Below are 19,761 nucleotides of genomic sequence, written 5' to 3'. Positions count from 1 at the left end.
TCTATTCACATTCACCTACAAAAACAAAGAAGGGGTGTACGTAAAGTCGCAAAAAATTAATCGCGCATTTTGGATTCGACATATACTCTAAAATACGCTGTGTTGATATAATGTACATATTTAAAATAAGATTTTCACAGTTTAACATCATTTTTTACAATTTATCCACCTACTTTATTATTTGTTTCACGTGAAACATCATTTAGTGGAAAAATATAAACAATAGCTATCAACAAAAATTTAATGATTTTGAAACTCATATTTATTTCAGCATATCATTGTTTATAAAAATACTCCGTTTTATCAACATACATAAATCGATAATTATTCACAAATAAAAAAGAACCGAGTTTCACGTAGAACCCGGCGTTTATAAAATATTTGAATTTTTTCAACAATCAACTAAAATGTCACAGTACGCGGCGGTTCAGTGAAGCTGCAGAACGTGGCAGTTGCATCCTTGAAATAGAGGACTTCGGTGTTTTCATCGTCCGGGGAATACATACGCTTGAGCTCGGGGTAAGCTTCGAGCATGTGGACTTTGGGTTCACGGCGGTCATCACGAACGAGAGTTCCACTCAAACGAAGCCACTTATTGCAAGTTTTGTTCATGGCGCAAAGCTGAACCTTGCCGTTCTTCTGGATCTGTTTCGAAACATTCTTGGACTTGCCGGTTTGGATGTAGAGCTTGCCCTCGAAAATATTGATGGTCCCGAACGGGCGCACCTTCGGTTCGTCACCATCGACTGTTGCGAGGAAATAGGCCCCGCATTCCTTGATGAAATTCTTGACTTCTTCCATAAGATGTTCCTTTTTGTTTTTATGCCAATATAGAAATTAATAATTCTAGCGCCCCTGCCGACATGAGAATGCACACCGCCAATATCGTCCCTCTAACCTTTGGCGAGCTTTTCCAGGTATAGTTCTTTTTGCGTATCGTAACAACTCTTGCAAATACCGACACAAGCGCCCCTGCAAAACAAAACTCAAAACCCGTAATGAAGTTAAGAAGTTCCAAACTTTCGGACGAAGGGGCAATCACTTTAGGAAAAACAATTTCAAGTAATGGTAAGCAATTGCAAAGACTGGCAACAGCACACAAACAATACGTAGCCAAAACAATAGTAAACATTACTGGCTGAGATTCCCATCGAATTTCAGCGATAAGCAGAACCCGCTTACGATGGAGAGAAAAAACAATAACAGGTACAGAGAGAAGGAAAATGATAATAAATTCCAAAGCGACGGTCCTATATTATGCACATTTAAAAACGTCTCGATAAATCTTTTCCATCTCTGCACTGAAGCAGCAGAAGATAACCTTCTTAACAATCTTCGCCGAGAATTCGCGAACAGTTTTCACGGCAATTTCGGTTGCAGCCTTCCAAGGGTAGCCATAGACGCCGGTGGAAATAGCAGGGAAGGCGACAGTCTCACAATTATTCTCTTCGGCAAGAGCAAGGCAGCTTTTATAGCACGATTCCAAAAGTTCAGGTTCACCATGCTGACCGTCACGATAAACCGGTCCCGGGGTATGAATCACAAACTTCGCCGGAAGCTTAAACCCGGGAGTGATTTTGGCCTTGCCCGTCTCACAACCTTTCAGGGGAATACACGCCTGCAAAAGTTCCGGACCTGCCGCACGATGTATAGCTCCATCGACACCGCCACCTCCCAGCAACGAACAATTCGCCGCATTCACGATGGCATCGACTTTAAGCTTGGTAATATCGCCCTGGATAACTTCAATATTGATCACGAAAACCTCCTATAAATATTTCACTATTAAATATAATTCACTATATAATAATGGCAAATAGGTCGCTTTTATGTATATTAATAATGTTGTTCCAAATGATCATTTTATGAAGATTGAACATATTGCCATCTGGGTTAAAGACATCGATAGGGTATGTGAGTTCTACCGGAAATACTTCGGCGGGGTAGTCCACCCAATTTACCACAACCCGACAAAACAGTTTACCAGCAGATTCATTACCTTCGATGATGGTGCCCGCCTGGAAGTCATGCACCGCCCTGACATATGTGTTGAACGAAATGTTGGGACTGTCGAGATGTTTCACGTGGAACATCTTGGCTTCACCCATCTTTCCTTTTCCGTTGGTTCAAAAGAAGAGGTAGACCACCTGACCCAACAAATGTCTTCTGAAGGTGTACCCGTTGTAGGTCAACCTCGAACAACCGGCGATGGGTATTATGAAAGTGTAGTCCTCGACCCCGAAGGGAACAGAATTGAGATTACTGTATAAAGCTCTTACCATATTCTTTGTCTCAGCATCATTTGTCCTCGCAAACAATTACGAGGACACATCTCCTATTGAAAAATCAATCGATAGTAACCTAGACATCGACACCACCAAATCCAACAATTTCGACCTCCTCATTTCCTTAAAATTAGTTGGGGTAGGATACACTTCCACAAAAAGACTCGAACTCAACGGATTATCCGTCAGTATAATGGGAGCCTTCGACAATAAACGATTGGAATTCGATTTCATCCCATTGCGATTCGATAGACGTCTAACAAGAAAAGAAAACGGAAAAGAAATCAACGAAAGTTCCCTTGGGGCAATTATTGGAACATTAGTATTCGGAAGCATATCCCGATTCACCGACAAAAAAAGTACAATGCGAAAAATCGCAATTGGTGGGTTATGGTTGTCTTCCGGATCAACGCAATTCGCAGTGATAGAAAATCCCATATTCGGCATATCGCTCGTAGAAACACACGCCTTTGAATGGTTCCTTAGCAACACCAAACATGACAGAAAGACAGATTATGCTTTTAACGAGGTCGGTTTCATTGAAGAAATCGGCGTTCAATTAAATTTAGTAGTCGCCTACATATCTTCTGGCATATCGTTGGAAGTAACAAACAAACAGCGTAACATAGGATGGTATGCAAAATTATTCTTCTTAGCAATACCTTTTGTAATCTAGACAATGGAGCGAAGGACATAAATAACACATTTATGTTCATTCCTGCTTCTCTCGCCTCATATCATGTTTGGACTATGATTTCATCATAGTCCTACATGCTCATGCTCGGTCATAAAAATATGCAAGCATATTTTTGCAACACTCGCTATCGCATGTTTGGACTATGGCAAAGCCATAGTCCAACACCCATCGGTCAGCAAATGAAAAAATGCAAGCATTTTTTCGCTTTCTGACCTCGGCTGCGTTTCACGTGGAACATTATGATTAAAAAGTCTATTACCATATTCCTCATTTCTATATCTTTCGCTTTTGCAAAGATATCTGCATTGGAAGATTCAGTGCAGGATTCTACTTTTTCTATAGATGTAAGCAACATCTACGAAAACAAATACAACCCATTCCAGGTAATATTCCTAGGAGGGGTAGGATATACATCCACTAAAAGATTTGAAGTGGATATATTTTGCATGAGCGCACAAAACTTGGGGAGCAAACTTTTCAGCATTGACCGACTGCTCGCAGACTTTACATTTTTACGATTTGATCGCAGGTTAGAAAGAACCGAAGGAGACAAGAAAATCGATGACTTATCAATCGGAAGTGCAGCAATCTCTGTAGGATTTAGCATTCTCGGAATGGCGGCTCCCAAAGAAAGCACTTTGCAGAAAATAGCATTTGGAGGATTGTGGCTTGCATCCGGTACAACAAAGTACATATTGTATGGGAACAATCTTTCTGGAGTTGCGCTAGCCGAAAGTCATGCTATAGAATGGTTTCTCAGATCTGAGGAAAAAGACAACAAATTTCATTATTCGTTCAAAGAATTCGGATTCGTTGAAGAAGTGGGGATTCAATTTGGAATTTTCTTAGCTCAGGTAACAGCAGGTGTCTCTTTCGAAATCACCAACAAGCAACGCAACATTGGTTGGTTCTTTAAGATAATTACACTCCCGTTCTTCATGGAAAACTTTTCGCGACATGAACAAAATCCACCTCAAGTTAAGCCTGCGGTAAAGCCATAAGTCGATTCCATAATTTTTCCAATATAATACTCACAAATTAATTTATTTACTATATTACAATACATGAAGAAGAAAATCATACTTATACTTTCCGCTTTAGTTCTATTTTCTCAAGCTTCGGCCAATTGCATCCAGGCAATTTTCGATTTAGAAAAAATGGAAATTGCAATGTTCGATGAAAATTATGATGGTCTCGTTCCAGACAGTGCATACTGGGACAAAGGAACAGCCGAAACCAGAGGCAAATCCATCTACATCTGGAAAGCATACTGGAACAATGAAAAAATCGATAGCATCTATGAAGCGAACCTCCGTAATGGGGAATGGTCCTATAAAACAACTAATATACCTCATGATAGTATCAAGGTCTCTCACGAAGGAAATATATGGACCATAAGTACTGCGATAGACAGTATGAGTTTTTCACCGACAACAACTATGTATTTTGATGGAGACTCCATAGCCATTACCGACATTGATGATGAAGATGAACATACTTTCATCTATGTCATGAAAAACGATACCATTTTCAGACGCGACCAAACCGAGATTATTGTCATGGATGAAAAAGATACTAATACATGCTATCAGAAAGATGATCGCGACAATTACCAAACTATATGGTACCGATATGAAACCGCTGTTATAAATGGGAAACCTACACTCAGCAAAACATATATAGAAGAAGGACTTGATCACAAAACAGTTACCTACTTTTTCCATGAACGAAAAAATGGCAAAACATCAATTCATAATACAGCCCGCCAAAAACTACATATCGAAAAACGCAGACATTTTGATTTAATGGGACGACCTGCTAAAGGAAAATTCACAGTCCAATTTTTAAAGTAATTAACCATTAAAAACAGATAACCCTCGCTATGAATGCGAGGGAATTTTTTTGCTTCACTCGCCTCATATCTCACCCTATGTTGGGCCTACGATTACATCGTAGTCCAACACCCATCGGTCAGCAAATGAAAAAATGCAAGCATTTTTTTCTCTTTCTGACCTCGGCTGCGTTTCACGTGGAACATAAAGCACGTCTTCGCATTCAAACCTTAACAAGTTTTGCGCAAGCGCAAAATTGGCGGTTCGGTCATAAAAATAAGCAAGCTTATTTTTGCGACTCTCACCTTAACAGTTTCTCAACATTTATCAAAATGTTATCAACATATATTTTATAAAAGTTTTATAGTGGGGGAGTTATTTGTTTGTTTTCTAAAAAAGTTATGCTAAATTTCAATTCGGATCGAAAATATTTGGACACTTCGTGTCCTACCTTAATCGCCTCGGTCATAGAACATACAAGTATGTTCTGCGACTCTCGGCTCATAAGGTTTCACGTGAAACATGCAACCAAAATTCCAACAAAAGGGAGATTCCCGCTCGGTGGCGGGAATGACAATAAAAAAACTTGAGTTATAGAACTAACAAAGCGCAGCAAAATCTCTTGAACCAGTTCTTGGCAGAACATGGTGTGCAATTGTCCGAAGAGACTCTCGACAAGCTTTACCAATTTGCAGACTTGGTGGTGGACACCAAGGAATTTGGCAACTTGATTTCGGCAAAGGATTCTGAAAAGTTCTTAAGCAGGCACATAGCCGACTCGCTCGTTCCCTTTGTGTTTTTAGGGAAGTCAGTGTCCACTCAGGATGACACGAAGCGTTGGGCTGATATGGGTGCTGGGGCGGGTTGCCCAGTTTTCCCGCTTGCGATTGCTATGCCGAACGTGCAGTTCTATGCTGTCGAACCGCGCCACATGCGCGTGAACTTTATGCAGATGGTCAAGGAAAAACTCCACTTGGATAACTTGACTGTCGTCGGCAAGCGCTTTGAAACTTCCGGCCTGACCGACCTTGACTTTATCAGCTGCCGTGCCCTCTCGACTTTCGAAAATGATTGGGAACGCGCCCAAGTTGGACTCAAGAAAGGTGGTACATTTGTCACCCTCAAGAGTTACAATAATATTGTCCATTTGGAAAATGATCCTAATGTGCGTATTCAACAATACACACTTCCAGAAGAAGAACAGGTGTACGCTCTAGTCACCCGAGGTAATAATGAGTAAAATTATCGCCATATGCAACCAGAAAGGTGGAGTCGGCAAGACTACAACGGCCGTGAACTTGGCCGCCAGTTTTGCAGCCCTTGAAAAGAAGACTCTTCTTTTAGACATGGACCCGCAGGGTAATGCCTCGCAGGGTTTGGGTTTCATGGAATCCCAGGATATGGATATCCACGAAATCTTGGACATGGCTGGAAATCCGGATAATCTCACGTTCGAAAATATCAAGCCTGCAATTTTGGACACGCCACTTGACTTTTTGAAGATTATTACTTCTGGACCTGACCTTGCTGTCATGGAAATAGAACTTGTCAACGCCATGAGCCGCGAACGCAGACTCGAACGCGTGATGAATGTTCTGAAGCAGGAATTCGACTTCATCATTGTCGACGCTCCTCCGAGCTTAAACTTGTTAACAATCAATACACTGACTGCAGCGACAAGCGTTCTTATTCCGGTGCAATGTGAATATTACGCCTTGCAGGGTATGACTGAACTTTTCAAGACTATCCGCGAAGTTCAGAAGAACCTTAATTCCGGATTGAAAATCGAAGGCGCCCTCCTCACGATGTATGACTCCCGTTTGAGTCTCTCGAAGCAGGTTGCCGAAGAAGTCCGCGAAAACTTGAGCGATACCGTTTTCCAGACAATGATTCCGCGTAACGTGAAACTTTCCGAAGCTCCGTCTCACGGAAAGCCGGTCATTCTTTACGATGTCCAGAGCACGGGTTCCCAGGCATACATGAAACTCGCCGAGGAAATATTGAATAAGGAAAAGTAGACCCTGTCAATAGTCATTGGTCTTTAGTCATTAGTTTTAACAGCTACATAGATGCATAACTTTTAACTAACAACCATTGACTAGTAACTAACAACTACTAACTTTTAACTAATAACCATTGACTAACAACTAGAAACTATTATGGGTAAACAAGCACTTGGTCGCGGTCTCTCTGCAATTTTCAAAGCACACGATGTTCTCGGCAATTCTGTCGACAACGCTATCCACAATTCCGGAACTACTGAAAACACAAATCCGGACAATCAAAAAATAGTCGAAATCAACATCGACTTGATTGACCCGAACCCGTTCCAACCGCGTAAGTTCTTCGACGACGATGAACTTGTGGAACTTGCAGAAACTATCGAAAAGCATGGTCTTATCCAACCGATCGCAGTCCGCAAGGTAGGCGACCGTTACCAGATCATCAGCGGTGAACGCCGTACTCGCGCATCCAAACTTGCAAACTGCAGAACTATCAAGGCACAGGTTTACGACAACCTCGATGACAAGACCATGAGCGAATGGGCCTTGATCGAAAACATCCAGCGCGTGGACTTGAACCCGATTGAAGTCGCTCAATCTTATCAACAATTAATTGACAATCACAATTACACGCACGAAGACCTCGCAAAGACGGTAGGCAAGTCCCGTTCTGCAATTACGAACGCACTTCGTCTTTTGAAGCTCCCGAACCAGGTCCAAGCATGGATCCAGGAAGGCAAACTTGCAGGTGGTGCCGCCCGTGCACTTTGCAGTGAAAAAATCGCAGACCCGGAAGCTCTCGCAAAACGCGTTATCGAAGAAGGTCTGAACGTTCGCCAGATTGAAGCCATCAGCCGTGGTGAAGATCCGTTTGTGAATAAAGACGATGCTTTGGCCCTTCGACAAGCTCAGGAACCTGAAAGCAACACTGCCCAAACAACTGAAGATGAGCTCCCTCCGGAAGTCCATGGTGCAGATTCCGAATCTGATACTCCGGCAAAACCGAAGGTTGAACTCAGTGCCGACATGAAGCAGTTCGAATCCCGTCTTGAAACATTCTTCGGAACAAAGGTCGCCTTGAACCCGAACGCCAAGGACCAGACCAAGGGCACAATTGTTATCAACTATTATTCCATGGATGACTTGACCCGAATTCAAGAAATCATGGAAAACCGCTAACGGTAAAATCGTGAGTCGTAAGTATTACACCATCCAGATTATTCCGGAAAATCCGTACGGCACCAAGAAGTACCGCATTTCGAGCAAGCAGTTTATCTTGTTCAATGTCGGGCTTGTCATTGTCGCTATCATTCTTGTTTTATTCATTGTCCACATCGCAAAAATCAACAAAACTCTTGCGAACTACGAAAAGATGCGCGTGCATAATGCGCAGCTTGTGAAACAGAACGCAAACTACGAAGAGTTGTTCTCGCGACTTGATTCCTTGTGGATTATGGAAAATAGAATCCAGAATATTTTCGAGACTTTCCTGGAAAACGACTCCAACAAGATCAACAGTATTATCGAACGTAACCGATTTGCACACGTGCCTTCCCAAAAGAACAGCATCGATTTCGAAGGCATCCACAACTGGTTGACGACCGACGAAAAAATCAGAATGGAACGAATCCCAAATGTTATTCCTGCAGTCGGTATCATAAGCAAAAAATTCTCCTATGAAAACAAGCATTTGGGAATTGACATTTCGGCCCGCAAGGGGAACCCAGTTTTTGCATCCGGCAGTGGAAAAGTCACTTTTGCAGGTAATAGTGGAGATCTCGGAAACACAGTTGTCATCGATCACCAGAATGGCTATAAGTCATCTTATTCACACCTCAAGACTATAAGAACCCGAAGAGGGGCAAACGTCACAAAAGGTGATGTCATCGGTTATATTGGAGAAACCGGAAATACAAGTGGTCCACATTTGCACTACTCCGTTACAAAAAACAATATTCCGCAGGATCCAGAAACGATATTTACTTACTAGAGGTAAGTTATGGCAAAGAACGAACAGGAATTTACTCAAATCGGAAGAAGTGTCGTAGTTAATGGCGATATTACCGGAAAGACGGATTTACGTATTGCCGGAAAGGTTTATGGAAACGTTTCGATAGATGGCGAGTTGATTCTTGAAAAGTATGCCATTGTAGAAGGTGACGTCAAGTGTGGCGCCGCCATTCTTGCAGGTTCCATCAAGGGAGATGTGGATTGCAAGACTAAGCTTATTCTTCAGGATAACTCAAAGATTATCGGAAATGTAAAGGCCGAACAGCTCGTCATTAACGAAGGTGCCATCTTCCAGGGCAACTGCGACATGAACGAAATGCTTGCAGGCAAAAAGGAAAAGTAATCAACCACTTATATTAAATAATATTAGATATATTTATATATAATATTTGATAATTAATGTGGTGAATAGTGGATAAAAATTTTGGTTTGTAATTGTAACTCAATGATATTCAACGAAATACAGAAATAAAGAAATTGTGGATTAATGTTGAAAATTTAAAATCTATTCACTTTTTTCAACGTTGATAAGTGTTGAACCCTAGTTTTCAATGTTAATTCACGAGGTGGTAACAAAGGGATGTTGAAGATTCGGCGGGAAAGTGCATAAAATACCCCCAAAAGTATGAACTAAATCACAAAAAATATAAATTAATAGTTGATAACATCAATTTTTATCCCCATTAGCTATATTCATAGTAAATCTACGTAAAAGCATGCAAAACAAAGTACTAAAGATTGGCCAGATATCCGACGCCCACATCGGGAAGGATTCTAGCCCTGTGCAGGAGATTGATGTTCGCAAGAACTTTCTCGCTGCATACAATTCCGATTCTATGAAGAATCTGGATCTTTTGGTACTTTCTGGAGATTTGGCAGACAGTGCCGATCCTGGCGCTTATTCCTTTATTGCCGATATTTTAAAAGACTGTAAAGTGCCGGTGTGCATTATTCCGGGGAACCATGATAATCTTGAAGTCATGGAAAAGTTCTTTGACCTGAAAGGCAAAGTTCATAATGGAAAATGCTACTATCGTTACGATATTGATGGTCATTCCATTTTCTTTTTAGATAGTGCATGTGGTACTGTTTCGAGTGAACAGCTTGCATGGCTCGAAGAAGAAACTGCAAAGATTGATGGCGAAGTTCTTTTATTCCTCCATCATCCACCATGTTATTGCAACCACAAGTTCATGGATTTAAGATATTCTTTGCAAAATATGGAAGAAGTTCAGAATTCTCTTGCAAAAATCAAAAATCTCAAGTATATTTTTGTAGGACACTATCACAGTGAGATGACTGTAGAGTTGGGAGACAAAACAGTTTATGTCACGCCGTCGACGCAGATGCAGATTGATCCAAATATTTCGGTATTTTGTTTGAGTTCTGCAGCTCCACGTTGGCGTGTGATAGAATGGGGCGAAAAATTTTTAGAAACTAAGGTTTATTTTTCGAATACCCCTTGAAATTTAAAACCACTTTTGCTAAATTTGCACTCGATGGCGGTTTAGCTCAGTGGTAGAGCACTGGAATCATAATCCATTGGTCCGGGGTTCAAATCCCTGAACCGCTATTACAAAAAAAAGAGGCGAGCATGTCAAAAAAAATTCTAGCAATTTCACTTTTGGCAATCGTCTCTTTTTTTGTTTCTTGCTCTGACAAGCAGCCAGAAGCAAAGGCTGCAAGCCAGGTAGTGTTGCCGCAGTCGCAGCCGATTGTTCCTGTGCTTCCGTTTACGGCTCCTGCAAAATCCGTTATTACAGTCGAAAAAGCACTTATTTACGCAAAGGCAAGCAATGGTCTTGTCGAACTTGGCGCAAAGTGGTCTGAACGTATCGACAATTCGAAGGATTACGAAAAGATTCAGGTACTGAATGCCTACAATGTTGCACGTGATCAGCTCTGCGCACGTGCAGGTCTGCAGGGTGGCATTGCCGAATATGACTGGATTACTAACGTGGCCTTGAAGAATCCTGAAAACAAGCTTGCATTTGAAAAAGCTGGTTTCAAGGTAAAGTAGTTTAGCTAGTTACTAGAAATATCAAAAAGAATGCCGCGAAGAATCGCGGTTTTTTTTGTGAAAAAATCCAGCGCTTTGCGCGGGATGATTGCCTACTTTTTGTTGTGTATGACTCTCTTATAAACTTCAACCTGGCGTTCGATAATGCCGTCCCAGGTGAAACATTCGCTGATACGTTTTTGAGCACCGGCGAGGAGGCGTTCCGTCAGAGACGGATCGGCTGCGAGCCGCTTGAATGCATCGGCTAGAGCGACAGGATCTTTTTCGGGAACGAGGATTCCCGATTCGTTATTGATAACAACGTCCGGAATTCCGCCGACATTGCTTGCGACAATCGGGAGGCCGAGTTCCATGGCTTCGATAAGAACGACACCGAGACCTTCGGTATCGCCCTTGCTGTCGACGATGGCGGGGAGCGTAAAGACGTTTGCTGTCTTGTACTCGTTTGCAAGATCTTCCGGAGAAAGCTTGCCTGTAAATATGATTTCGGCAGAATCCGGGTTGGATTGCTTCACTTCGTTCGCAATGACGTGAAGTTGTTCGGTCAGGTCGCCGACGCCAACGATGCGAATTTCGAACTGGTCACGCGGTAAGTACTTAGCGGCCTCGATGAGGTAGCAGATGCCTTTGCGTTCGATGTGTCGCCCGACAAAGAGAATTTTGAACTTGCCATTCACTGGATGCGGAACAATTGTGACTGGATCCTTCGACTTCACTTCGTTTTGCTCAGGATGACACAAGGTTGGTGAGCCTGTCGAATTAGTCGAACCACTCGTCTCAAGTGTCGTTCCGTACGGGCTCCATTCGACGTTCGCGTTACGGAGTGCCTTGATTTTTCCGGCCGTAAAACTCGAGTTAGCAAAGATTGCCTGTGCTTGTCCGATGGCAAATTTCAAGAGCGGCTTGACCCACTTCTTTTTGCGGATGAGCAAAAGTTCTGCGCCGTGGAAATTCAGTACGAGCGGAATTCTAAAAAGCTTTGCGGCACCGAGTGCGATGTAGGCGTGCGGGAACGGCCAGTGTGCATGGATAACGTCTGGTTTCCATTTGCGGCAAATGCGTATGCACTGGATGAATCCGTTGATGATATAGGGAATGGCGAGCAACTGTAGCCACGGCTTGGAAGCCATTTTGCTTGGGGCGCCTTCTTCGTGCGTGAGAATTTCCCAATTCGCAGGTGCGTAGCGGAAACGGTTTACATGTGTTCCATCGATGTCGTGACTCTTGAGTCCTTTGTATGCAGGAGCAAGCACTTGAATTTCGACGCCTGCTTTTTTCAGGTGTGCAACGGAAGTGCGCAGCCACGGGACTTCGGCATCTTCTTGAAATCTTGGGTAGACAGAGCCTATGACGAGAACTTTCATTGTTCCTGCTTCTGGGCTTGTTGTGCCTGGATGTCCTGGATGCAGCTCGGATACACGATGGGCTTTACGGTTTTCTCGAGCACAAGGTTTATAATATCGAAGTTGTGCTTGCTTGCGTTACGCGAAAAACGACCTGCAAGGCGGGTCCACCCGTCGAGTTTCGAATCTAGCAATAACAGTCCGATTCCACTTTCGTGTTCCAAAAAACCGAGGATATCGTTGCCGCGCTTGTTCTGGGAGAGTGTCTCTATAAAGACGTTCCAGAACTGCTGTGAGTTCGCCTTGTTTCCAAGCGTATTGTCGATAGTTTCAAAGTCGAATTCAACGTACACGAAGGAACTCTTATCCTCATCGCTGCGGATAATTTCTTCCTGACAACGTCTTTCAAAAATATCTTCAGTATAAATGGAGATATTGTATTGATGTTTTTTTATCAAGTTGAAGAGGTATTCCTTCATCATCGACCCTAATTTAGTCTATTTTTTAACCATGCAGCGATTGTTAAAATTGAAAAAAGCACTGAAGAGCAGTGTTTTGGCTACTTCGGTTGAAAATTTTAAAGTCATTAAATCAGCGACTGGCAAGTACCGTCCGATGACGGCTTTTGAAATCCAGATTTTGGAGAAAAACGGGAACAGTTGCGATGACTGGACCAAGGTGCTGGTCGAGCCTGATTTTGATCCGAATAGAATTTTCCGTTCGAGCTTTATGGGCGATGTGCGTTTGCCGAAATTTTTTGGCACGCTCCTTTTGCCGGGCGATGTTTCGGTTGCGACGGGTATTTATGATTGCATGGTCCACAACTGCATTATCGAGAACGCCTTGATTTACAAGGTCTCGATGCTTAGCAATGTACTTGTGCGTAGCAGTGCAGTTGTGCATAATGTGGGAACTCTTGTCAGTAGTGGAAAAATCAACTACATGGTAGGTTCGTCTATCAATGTGGGTAACGAGATGGGCGGTCGCGAAGTGCTGGTGTTCCCGGAACTCACGATGGACCTTGTCGACTTGCAGTTGTTCCATAAGCCAGAACCGAGTGTCCAGAATTCTTTTGTAGAAATGCTCAGTACTTACAGGTCCGAACTTGCGCTGCCGTTCGGGATTGTGGGGAAGGGTGCTATCGTTTCGAATACGAACATTATCCGTAATAGCTGGATCGGCCCGCATGCCCGTATTGAAGGTGCTGCGAAAATCCGTAACTCCATTATCATGAGTTCGCTCGAAGAATCAAGCCATGTCTATGATTCTGTGATTGTTGAAAATACGAACGTACAAATGGGCGTGTCGATACATTCCGGTGCCGAAGTCCAAAGTTCCGTGTTGATGAGTCGCTGCAAGGTGGGGAGCAAGGCAATCGTGAAGTCTTCTATCATTGCTCCGTGCTGCCATATCGAAGAAGGCGAGGTCAACAGTTCGTACATGGGTCCGATGACGCAGATGCATCATCATTCGCTTTTGATTGCGGCACTCTGGCCGGAAGGCTGTGGCAATTTGGGCTATGGTGCGAATGTCGGTAGCAATCACACGGGGCGCATGCCGGATCAAGAAGTGATGCCTGGTCAGGGCATGTTCTTTGGTCTTGGCGTGAACATCAAGTTCCCGTCGAATTTCCGCGAGTCGCCATTTACTTTGATTGCAAGCGGCCTTACGACACTCCCGCAACGTCTCAAGTTCCCGTTCTCGTTGATTCATGCCGGAGATCCGCAGTTGGTGGGTGTTGCCCCGCGTTTAAATGAAATTGTGCCGGGCTGGAATTATTCCAAGAATGCGTATGCACTTGATCGCAATGCATACAAGTACGCTATTCGTGGAAAGGGCTTAGTGTCATCGACATTCTATTCGATTTACAATCCTGAAACAGCCCGATTGGTATTCGATGCGTACAATCGTTTGCAGGTGGAAAAGGTCAAGGACGTTTATACGAAATCTGATATTGACGGTCTTGGTGAAAACTTTATGCGTGAACGCGTACGCCAGAATGCAATCAAAACATATAGTGAATATCTAGAACGCTATGTGCTAGATTTGATATTATCGCTTGTAGAAAGCGATGAATCGCTTGCAAAGCAGTCTGTGCGCGAATTGCGTAAGCTCCTTGTCGATACGAACAAAGAAATTGCACGTGTTGTATCGCTCCCTGAAACGATGGATGATTTAGTCAAGCGTTATAAGCAACTCGAAAAGGAATGGTTCGATAATGTAAACCATGGCTTGGATCGCGATAACGAACGCGGCCGTAAGATTTTCGATGACTACGATAGCGCTCATCCGGTAGACAAGGGATTCATGGAATGGGAAAAGACACGCCTTGAAGAATCGGCAAAGCGTTTGAACGCCATTGTGAAAAATCTTGCTTAGGCTTAAACTGCGCGGATTTCTTCTGTTATGTTGTTATACATTTTACTTTGTTTAGAAGTTGCAGCGCGCATCGCATTGGAGGTTCGCGAACGCAGGCTTACGCAGATGCGCGGTGGCGTGTTTGCAGTCTTGCGTTTGATTCCGCTTGTGAATGATATTGTACCGCTTCCGGAATATCGCAACGAAGTGCCCGAGTCAAAATTTGTGAAGCTGCACGAAGAAGGTCACAAGGCGCTGCACCACGCAGTGTTGCGCAATTTGATGAAGGTCGCCTTTTGGATGGTAGCGGTATGGTTCTTGGCAGCAATGATGGTGCGTTGGAATGCAAGTTTTATCGAAGCTGTATTGTGGCTCCATATGGTTGCGATTCCGTTCCGCGTGCTGTTTCATTTTTACTGCTGGAATCAGGAATACGAATGTGACAAGTATGCGCTAGAAAAGACTGATAAGAAAGTCGCGAAGGCTGCCATGCGCGAACTTGCTGCATGCGAAATTCCGTACACGACCTTCTTTGCACTTGTGTATCGCGAACACCCGACTGCCATGTTGCGCAGCCAAAGACTACTTCAAAAAGTGATAAAGTAGTTAGGCGATTTAAACAAAATCGGATGCAATAATTTTGCTTACGTCAGCCTTTCCTAAATCGGATAATGCGGCAAGGCGGTTGGCCTGCTTTTCAATGACTTTTTCGAACAGGTTTCTCACGTAACGTCCGTTACCAAAGCGACTGTCCTTGTTTTGAACTGCAGCTGCGATGCATTTTTTCATTGCGACTTCGGCATCGTAGTCCATTTTGTAATCGTATTTGGAAAGTAGCGATTTGAAAATTTCTGCAAGTTCATCTTCTGTGTAATCGGGGAATTCGATGTACCTGTTAAATCTAGATGAAAGCCCCGGGTTGGAATTCACGAAATTTTTTATTTCGTTTGTATAACCTGCAATGATAACCACCAGTCTGTTGCGGTCATCTTCCATGCGCTTGAGGAGCGTGTCTATAGCTTCTTGACCATAATCGTTTTCGGCATTCTTCGAGAGCGTATAGGCTTCATCGATAAAAAGGACACCATCAAGTGCGCTATCAATGACTTTGTTTGTCTTAATCGCCGTTTGCCCCATGTATCCTGCGACTAAATCGGCACGAGATGTTTCAACCAAGTGGCCTTTGGCAAGAACGCCCATATCTCGAAAAATTTCGGCCATGATTCGAGCAATCGTTGTTTTGCCTGTTCCGGGGTTACCGGAGAATACCAGGTGGTAAGATGTCGGCGGAACAGAGAATCCTTTTTTCTTGCGTTCCTTTTGAATTTTGATAAAGTTGCGGAATGTAATGACTTCGCGCTTGACCGAAGAAAGTCCGATAAGTTCGTTGAGCCTTGTGATCACATCACTGCTGACAAAACTGTCTGCTTCGACTTTAGACTTATTCTTGACGACCATGTCATTGAGTGGATTTTTGTAATTCACTTGACGAGTGGTACATTTTACAAAGTTTGGCTTGCGGGCCGATAAACGGTAATTGCCGATGAATCGTTCTAGGTGCTGCAGCCATTGGACTTCTTGCGGGATGAGTTTTCGGTCGATGTTTGCAAGGGCTGCCGAAAAGTCATACATCAAGCGCATGTATTTTTGAACGGCATCCGGTGAAAATTCCGAGAAAATGGAAGCGAAAAGAAATATTTCGCCTGTGGCTTCAACTTGGGCATGGTTCTTTTGCAAGTTGTCGAGCAATGAATCCATGTCGATATTTCTGTCGACGAATGCCTGAAAAACAAGACGATTCCAATCGGTATTTTCGGGAGCGTTTGTTCGTAGCCGCAAAAGAAGCGTCACAAAACCGCATGATTCAAATGAATCAAAACTTACCTCGTGCCCGAGTTTTGCGGAAAGGAATGCCACATCCGAAAGGAATATCGTTGAAAGTTCATGAAATGTATCGCTACCACTTCCTAGCGAAAAATGGTTGCGCAATTTTTCGGCCACGCCATTGTAGTGTATAAAATCATCAAAAAATTTCGATAGGGCAGAAACTGTCGGCTCGAGTCGTTTCATGCTTCTTATGAGTCTTTGGTCGATGGTTCCATCAGGTTTGATGGCCGCAGCGTATCCCGAATCTCCAAAAGAATTGCCTTCTAGCGGAGTCGTCAGAGCCTCTTTCATTAAATCGGCAATCTGTTGCGTAGTTTCGTTTTCGCGGTTCTTGCTCCAAAAGATATAACCCGCAAGCATGACGAACACAACAAATGCAGCAAAAATCAAGTATGCAATAGGGCCATAGACGACAGAAAGTTTGACAACAATAATCGCAGCAAACATTACCACTATCGTAATAATGAGCGTTAATCCCTTAATCAAGTTTTGGTTTTTCTTGTTGGACATAAAATTCCTTCTTTTCATCTCAAATGTATAATAATTTCTAGGGGAAATATTGCAGCAACGGAGTTGGCAGAACTAAGAGCTTAGTTATTAGAGAAATTTTGGCTCAGGAGGGTTAAAACTAGGAATTAGTTTTTTTGTATATTCTTTGCCACAGAGGTTTTTAATGTCACTAGTTTTATGTAAAAGTTTGTTCCGCCCTGCAGCTATGCGTGCTGCAGTTGTCGCGTTTTTTGCTTTCTGCACACTCCCTGCTTTTGCGTTTGACTTGTCGGTCAAGGCAAATGTCGATAATGCACAAGTTTTTATCGGTGACAAGTTCAATTACGAAATACAAGTGACCGCACCTGAAAATGCGATTGTAGATTTGCCGAGTTTTGTCGGGAACCTTGGCAGTTTTGAAGTCAAGGAAATGAAGAACGAAAAGATTACCGAGGGCATGCCTAAGGGAACAGCAAAGTTTACTTGGCTTGCGACGCTCAATACATTCGTGAGCGGCGATTTTCTGATTGCACCGCAAGAGGTAAACGCAATTGTCGGAACGGATACTGTCAAGACGCACACCGACCCGGTAGCGGTCAAGGTTTCGAACCGCACGAATGGCGAAGAAACGGATATCCTCGAAGTCGAAGATCCGCTCAGCGACCCGAGACTCCCGCAGTGGCTTTATATTCTGTTCGCTGTTCTTGGTGTGGTTTTGCTTGTGTTCCTCGGATGGTTCTTGCACAAGAAATTTGCAAAGCGTGGCGAAGAGCCTCAGCTCCCGCCGTACGAAGAGGCCGTACTTGCTCTCAAGAATTTGCGCAACAAGAATTACCTTGCCGAAGGCAATCAGGGCGATTACTTCATGTCGCTTGGGTTCATTATCCGCCGTTACATTGAGCGTCGTTTTGAAGTCGATATTCTCGATGCAACTGTCGCTGAACTTAAGAAGCGTATGGCGCACGTGGCAGGTCTCCCGCAAGCTTACAAGGAATCCGTGGTGACGCTTGCAGTCGAAACGGAACCGGTGAAGTTCGCGAAGATGAAGCTCGAAGGCGAACGCTGCACGTTCTGGATGGAATGGGCTGACCGCCTGCTCGAAGATACGAAACCGATGCCTGAGGATGAAAAAGAGAAGAAAGAGGCTGCGAAGGCTACTGCGAAAAACTAAAAACTTATATATATTCAATACTATAAGAAAGGAGATTATATGGTAACCGTTATTGTTATCGCCGTTATCGTGATTTTAGTCCTCTGCTTCATTTCCATGTACAATGGACTTGTGAAGCTCCGCAATAATCGCGAGAATGCCTTTGCCAATATCGATGTGCAGCTCAAGCAGCGCTATGATCTTGTACCGCAGCTGGTCTCGACGGTCAAGGGTTATGCTTCTCACGAAAAGGAAGTGCTCGAAAAGGTGACTGCTGCCCGTGCTGCCGCCATGAGCGCAACGACTATTGACGAGAAGGTTGCAGCGGACAAGGCAATGAGTAGTGCGCTTTCGGGGCTCAAGGTATCGCTTGAAGCTTATCCGGAACTTAAGGCAAACCAGAACTTCTTGCAGTTGCAGACAGAACTTGCAGATATCGAGAACAAGCTTGCTGCTGCTCGCCGCTTCTTCAATTCTACGACTCGCGAATTCAACAATGCATGCGAAACATTCCCGAGCAATATCATTGCCGGTATGTTCAACTTTAAGCGTGCTGCCATGTACGAGGCAACTGAAAATCGCGCAACGCTTGAAAAGGCTCCCGAGGTGAAGTTTTAATTAGGTCGCTATCACCTAAATTATGCGCTATGTCGGTATCCAAACCCAGATTTGGCGGAATAATCGCAATACGGTTATTCTGCTTTTGATGTTCCCGCTACTTTTGTTGGGAATGGTTTTGGGTTCTATCATGATGCTCGATTGGCTCGGGTATTTTTGTTGGGAAGGACATTGTGATGCGGGGCTTCAGGCGACTACGTTTCATTGGCCTGCCATTTGGGAAATTTTTTATGCGGTGGCGCCGTATGTGCTTGGGATAACCGCAATATGGTTCATCATTGCGTACTTTGCGAATGTTTCTATCATCCGTCATGCAACGCACGCGCGCCCGCTCGAGCGCAAGGAGAATGTCCGCGTTTATAACATTGTCGAAAACCTCTGTATTGCAGGCGGTATCGAGATGCCGAAAATCAACATTGTCCAGGACTCAAGCTTGAATGCTTTTGCAAGCGGCATTGATATAAATTCCTATACGGTTACGCTCACGACGGGAATTATAGATAAGCTAGATGATGCTGAGCTTTCGGCTGTTGTGGGCCATGAACTCACGCATATCAAGAACCGCGATACACGCCTTATGGTGGTGTGCATTGTTTTTGTCGGGATTTTCTCCATGCTCATGCACGGGATATTCCGCATTTTGGGTTCTATAACACGTGCACCGCGCCGCTCAAACCGCAAGAATGGCGGGGGAATCATTCTTATTTTACTTGTTGTTTTGCTTTGGGCCGCTGTGGGTTACTTTTTCAGTTCATTGACGCGTCTTGCCATTTCTCGCAAGCGTGAGTATGTTGCTGATGCTGGGGGAGCCGAGCTTTGCGGTGACCCGCTTGCCCTTGCTTCTGCGTTGAGGAAAATTTCTGAAGATCCTGGGCTAGCCAATGTGAAGCGTAGCGATATTGCACAGCTTTACGTTATTCACCCTGATGAAGAATTCGACAACAATATGGGTCTTAAGGGTTGGGTAGCTAAAGCGAATATCATGTTCTGCACGCATCCGGATACGCCCGAACGCATTAAGTTGCTCGAACAATTTTAAGTTCCATTTGCAAATAGAAAAGGCACCCCG

At 43.8% G+C, this 19,761-nt stretch carries 22 protein-coding genes and 1 tRNA gene; 17 read left to right on the top strand and 6 right to left on the bottom strand.

Annotated features, from left to right (window positions below):
- Positions 1–402: 402 nt before the first annotated feature.
- The 3 genes from BUQ91_RS12070 to BUQ91_RS12065 are packed head-to-tail and all read right to left on the bottom strand — an operon-like array spanning position 403 to position 1,759.
- Positions 403–801 (bottom strand): pyridoxamine 5'-phosphate oxidase family protein, encoded by a 399-nt coding sequence (locus BUQ91_RS12070; protein WP_074209441.1) that lies wholly within the window; start codon positions 799–801, stop codon positions 403–405.
- A gap of 19 nt (positions 802–820) precedes the next feature.
- On the bottom strand, positions 821–1,240 hold the full coding sequence (locus BUQ91_RS15570; RefSeq protein ID WP_072830863.1) for a hypothetical protein: 420 nt from the start codon (positions 1,238–1,240) through the stop codon (positions 821–823).
- Between the two features lie 15 nt (positions 1,241–1,255).
- Entirely contained in the window at positions 1,256–1,759 is a 504-nt protein-coding gene (locus tag BUQ91_RS12065; RefSeq protein ID WP_074209440.1) for an O-acetyl-ADP-ribose deacetylase, read from the bottom strand.
- Positions 1,760–1,865: 106 nt separating this feature from the next.
- On the opposite strand from BUQ91_RS12065, the gene BUQ91_RS12060 reads away from it, so the two are divergent.
- The 12 genes from BUQ91_RS12060 to BUQ91_RS12005 all read left to right on the top strand — a co-directional run bounded on the left by BUQ91_RS12060 (position 1,866) and on the right by BUQ91_RS12005 (position 10,847).
- Entirely contained in the window at positions 1,866–2,270 is a 405-nt protein-coding gene (locus BUQ91_RS12060) for a VOC family protein (RefSeq protein WP_074209487.1), read from the top strand.
- Positions 2,254–2,961, top strand: a complete 708-nt coding sequence (locus tag BUQ91_RS12055) for a hypothetical protein (protein WP_074209439.1) — start codon at positions 2,254–2,256, stop codon at positions 2,959–2,961. The genes BUQ91_RS12060 and BUQ91_RS12055 overlap by 17 nt, the downstream gene beginning before the upstream one ends.
- A gap of 260 nt (positions 2,962–3,221) precedes the next feature.
- On the top strand, positions 3,222–3,983 hold the full coding sequence (locus BUQ91_RS12050; protein ID WP_074209438.1) for a hypothetical protein: 762 nt from the start codon (positions 3,222–3,224) through the stop codon (positions 3,981–3,983).
- 63 nt (positions 3,984–4,046) lie between these two features.
- Complete coding sequence (locus BUQ91_RS12045) at positions 4,047–4,835, top strand: hypothetical protein (RefSeq protein ID WP_074209437.1); 789 nt, start codon at positions 4,047–4,049, stop codon at positions 4,833–4,835.
- 565 nt (positions 4,836–5,400) lie between these two features.
- Positions 5,401–6,054 carry a 16S rRNA (guanine(527)-N(7))-methyltransferase RsmG gene (locus BUQ91_RS12040; protein ID WP_083601257.1) on the top strand — a complete coding sequence of 218 codons (654 nt, stop codon included), beginning with the start codon at positions 5,401–5,403 and terminating at the stop codon, positions 6,052–6,054.
- On the top strand, positions 6,047–6,832 hold the full coding sequence (locus BUQ91_RS12035; protein WP_072830875.1) for a ParA family protein: 786 nt from the start codon (positions 6,047–6,049) through the stop codon (positions 6,830–6,832). The genes BUQ91_RS12040 and BUQ91_RS12035 overlap by 8 nt, the downstream gene beginning before the upstream one ends.
- A gap of 141 nt (positions 6,833–6,973) precedes the next feature.
- Positions 6,974–7,996 (top strand): ParB/RepB/Spo0J family partition protein, encoded by a 1,023-nt coding sequence (locus BUQ91_RS12030; RefSeq protein WP_074209435.1) that lies wholly within the window; start codon positions 6,974–6,976, stop codon positions 7,994–7,996.
- Between the two features lie 10 nt (positions 7,997–8,006).
- Positions 8,007–8,807 carry a M23 family metallopeptidase gene (locus BUQ91_RS12025; protein ID WP_074209434.1) on the top strand — a complete coding sequence of 267 codons (801 nt, stop codon included), beginning with the start codon at positions 8,007–8,009 and terminating at the stop codon, positions 8,805–8,807.
- Positions 8,808–8,816: 9 nt separating this feature from the next.
- Positions 8,817–9,170 (top strand): bactofilin family protein, encoded by a 354-nt coding sequence (locus tag BUQ91_RS12020; protein ID WP_072830881.1) that lies wholly within the window; start codon positions 8,817–8,819, stop codon positions 9,168–9,170.
- A 373-nt stretch (positions 9,171–9,543) separates the two neighbouring features.
- Positions 9,544–10,293, top strand: coding sequence for a metallophosphoesterase family protein (locus BUQ91_RS12015; protein ID WP_074209433.1), 750 nt, complete (start codon positions 9,544–9,546; stop codon positions 10,291–10,293).
- 35 nt (positions 10,294–10,328) lie between these two features.
- A tRNA-Met gene (locus tag BUQ91_RS12010) sits at positions 10,329–10,400 on the top strand.
- Positions 10,401–10,421: 21 nt separating this feature from the next.
- On the top strand, positions 10,422–10,847 hold the full coding sequence (locus BUQ91_RS12005; protein ID WP_074209432.1) for a hypothetical protein: 426 nt from the start codon (positions 10,422–10,424) through the stop codon (positions 10,845–10,847).
- A 92-nt stretch (positions 10,848–10,939) separates the two neighbouring features.
- On the opposite strand, the gene BUQ91_RS12000 is transcribed toward BUQ91_RS12005, so the two are convergent.
- Together BUQ91_RS12000 and BUQ91_RS11995 are read right to left on the bottom strand one after the other, a co-directional pair.
- Positions 10,940–12,211, bottom strand: a complete 1,272-nt coding sequence (locus BUQ91_RS12000) for a glycosyltransferase (RefSeq protein ID WP_074209431.1) — start codon at positions 12,209–12,211, stop codon at positions 10,940–10,942.
- Complete coding sequence (locus BUQ91_RS11995; RefSeq protein ID WP_074209430.1) at positions 12,208–12,672, bottom strand: hypothetical protein; 465 nt, start codon at positions 12,670–12,672, stop codon at positions 12,208–12,210. The genes BUQ91_RS12000 and BUQ91_RS11995 overlap by 4 nt, the downstream gene beginning before the upstream one ends.
- A 73-nt stretch (positions 12,673–12,745) precedes the next feature.
- Here BUQ91_RS11995 and BUQ91_RS11990 point away from each other — a divergent pair, with 73 nt between their 5' ends.
- Both BUQ91_RS11990 and BUQ91_RS11985 read left to right on the top strand, forming a co-directional pair.
- Positions 12,746–14,569: a DUF4954 family protein gene (locus tag BUQ91_RS11990; protein ID WP_254794510.1), complete on the top strand. Its 1,824-nt coding sequence runs from the start codon at positions 12,746–12,748 to the stop codon at positions 14,567–14,569.
- A gap of 27 nt (positions 14,570–14,596) precedes the next feature.
- Positions 14,597–15,154, top strand: a complete 558-nt coding sequence (locus BUQ91_RS11985) for a M48 family metalloprotease (RefSeq protein ID WP_139299743.1) — start codon at positions 14,597–14,599, stop codon at positions 15,152–15,154.
- A 9-nt stretch (positions 15,155–15,163) separates the two neighbouring features.
- Here BUQ91_RS11985 and BUQ91_RS11980 read toward each other — a convergent pair whose 3' ends face one another.
- Positions 15,164–16,945, bottom strand: coding sequence for an AAA family ATPase (locus BUQ91_RS11980; protein ID WP_074209428.1), 1,782 nt, complete (start codon positions 16,943–16,945; stop codon positions 15,164–15,166).
- A gap of 163 nt (positions 16,946–17,108) precedes the next feature.
- Between BUQ91_RS11980 and BUQ91_RS11975 the strand changes: the two genes are divergently transcribed.
- The 3 genes from BUQ91_RS11975 to BUQ91_RS11965 are packed head-to-tail and all read left to right on the top strand — an operon-like array spanning position 17,109 to position 19,731.
- Positions 17,109–18,095 (top strand): DUF11 domain-containing protein, encoded by a 987-nt coding sequence (locus BUQ91_RS11975; RefSeq protein WP_254842344.1) that lies wholly within the window; start codon positions 17,109–17,111, stop codon positions 18,093–18,095.
- A 39-nt stretch (positions 18,096–18,134) separates the two neighbouring features.
- Entirely contained in the window at positions 18,135–18,692 is a 558-nt protein-coding gene (locus BUQ91_RS11970; protein ID WP_074209426.1) for a LemA family protein, read from the top strand.
- A 22-nt stretch (positions 18,693–18,714) separates the two neighbouring features.
- Positions 18,715–19,731 carry a M48 family metallopeptidase gene (locus BUQ91_RS11965; protein WP_072830928.1) on the top strand — a complete coding sequence of 339 codons (1,017 nt, stop codon included), beginning with the start codon at positions 18,715–18,717 and terminating at the stop codon, positions 19,729–19,731.
- Positions 19,732–19,761 lie beyond the last annotated feature (30 nt).

It is taken from the genome of Fibrobacter sp. UWB11, assembly GCF_900143015.1.
Lineage (GTDB): Bacteria > Fibrobacterota > Fibrobacteria > Fibrobacterales > Fibrobacteraceae > Fibrobacter.
This window is presented reverse-complemented; position numbering and strand designations above follow the sequence as displayed.

What these genes read in the sequence shown, in the direction of transcription:
- BUQ91_RS12070 (WP_074209441.1), bottom strand. Translation starts at nt 801, where the DNA reads ATGGAAGAAGTCAAGAATTTCATCAAGGAATGCGGGGCCTATTTCCTC.
- BUQ91_RS12060 (WP_074209487.1), top strand. Translation starts at nt 1,866, where the DNA reads ATGAAGATTGAACATATTGCCATCTGGGTTAAAGACATCGATAGGGTA.
- BUQ91_RS12050 (WP_074209438.1), top strand. Translation starts at nt 3,222, where the DNA reads ATGATTAAAAAGTCTATTACCATATTCCTCATTTCTATATCTTTCGCT.
- BUQ91_RS12045 (WP_074209437.1), top strand. Translation starts at nt 4,047, where the DNA reads ATGAAGAAGAAAATCATACTTATACTTTCCGCTTTAGTTCTATTTTCT.
- BUQ91_RS12035 (WP_072830875.1), top strand. Translation starts at nt 6,047, where the DNA reads ATGAGTAAAATTATCGCCATATGCAACCAGAAAGGTGGAGTCGGCAAG.
- BUQ91_RS12030 (WP_074209435.1), top strand. Translation starts at nt 6,974, where the DNA reads ATGGGTAAACAAGCACTTGGTCGCGGTCTCTCTGCAATTTTCAAAGCA.
- BUQ91_RS12020 (WP_072830881.1), top strand. Translation starts at nt 8,817, where the DNA reads ATGGCAAAGAACGAACAGGAATTTACTCAAATCGGAAGAAGTGTCGTA.
- BUQ91_RS12015 (WP_074209433.1), top strand. Translation starts at nt 9,544, where the DNA reads ATGCAAAACAAAGTACTAAAGATTGGCCAGATATCCGACGCCCACATC.
- BUQ91_RS12005 (WP_074209432.1), top strand. Translation starts at nt 10,422, where the DNA reads ATGTCAAAAAAAATTCTAGCAATTTCACTTTTGGCAATCGTCTCTTTT.
- BUQ91_RS12000 (WP_074209431.1), bottom strand. Translation starts at nt 12,211, where the DNA reads ATGAAAGTTCTCGTCATAGGCTCTGTCTACCCAAGATTTCAAGAAGAT.
- BUQ91_RS11995 (WP_074209430.1), bottom strand. Translation starts at nt 12,672, where the DNA reads ATGATGAAGGAATACCTCTTCAACTTGATAAAAAAACATCAATACAAT.
- BUQ91_RS11985 (WP_139299743.1), top strand. Translation starts at nt 14,597, where the DNA reads ATGTTGTTATACATTTTACTTTGTTTAGAAGTTGCAGCGCGCATCGCA.
- BUQ91_RS11980 (WP_074209428.1), bottom strand. Translation starts at nt 16,945, where the DNA reads ATGTCCAACAAGAAAAACCAAAACTTGATTAAGGGATTAACGCTCATT.
- BUQ91_RS11975 (WP_254842344.1), top strand. Translation starts at nt 17,109, where the DNA reads ATGTCACTAGTTTTATGTAAAAGTTTGTTCCGCCCTGCAGCTATGCGT.
- BUQ91_RS11970 (WP_074209426.1), top strand. Translation starts at nt 18,135, where the DNA reads ATGGTAACCGTTATTGTTATCGCCGTTATCGTGATTTTAGTCCTCTGC.
- BUQ91_RS11965 (WP_072830928.1), top strand. Translation starts at nt 18,715, where the DNA reads ATGCGCTATGTCGGTATCCAAACCCAGATTTGGCGGAATAATCGCAAT.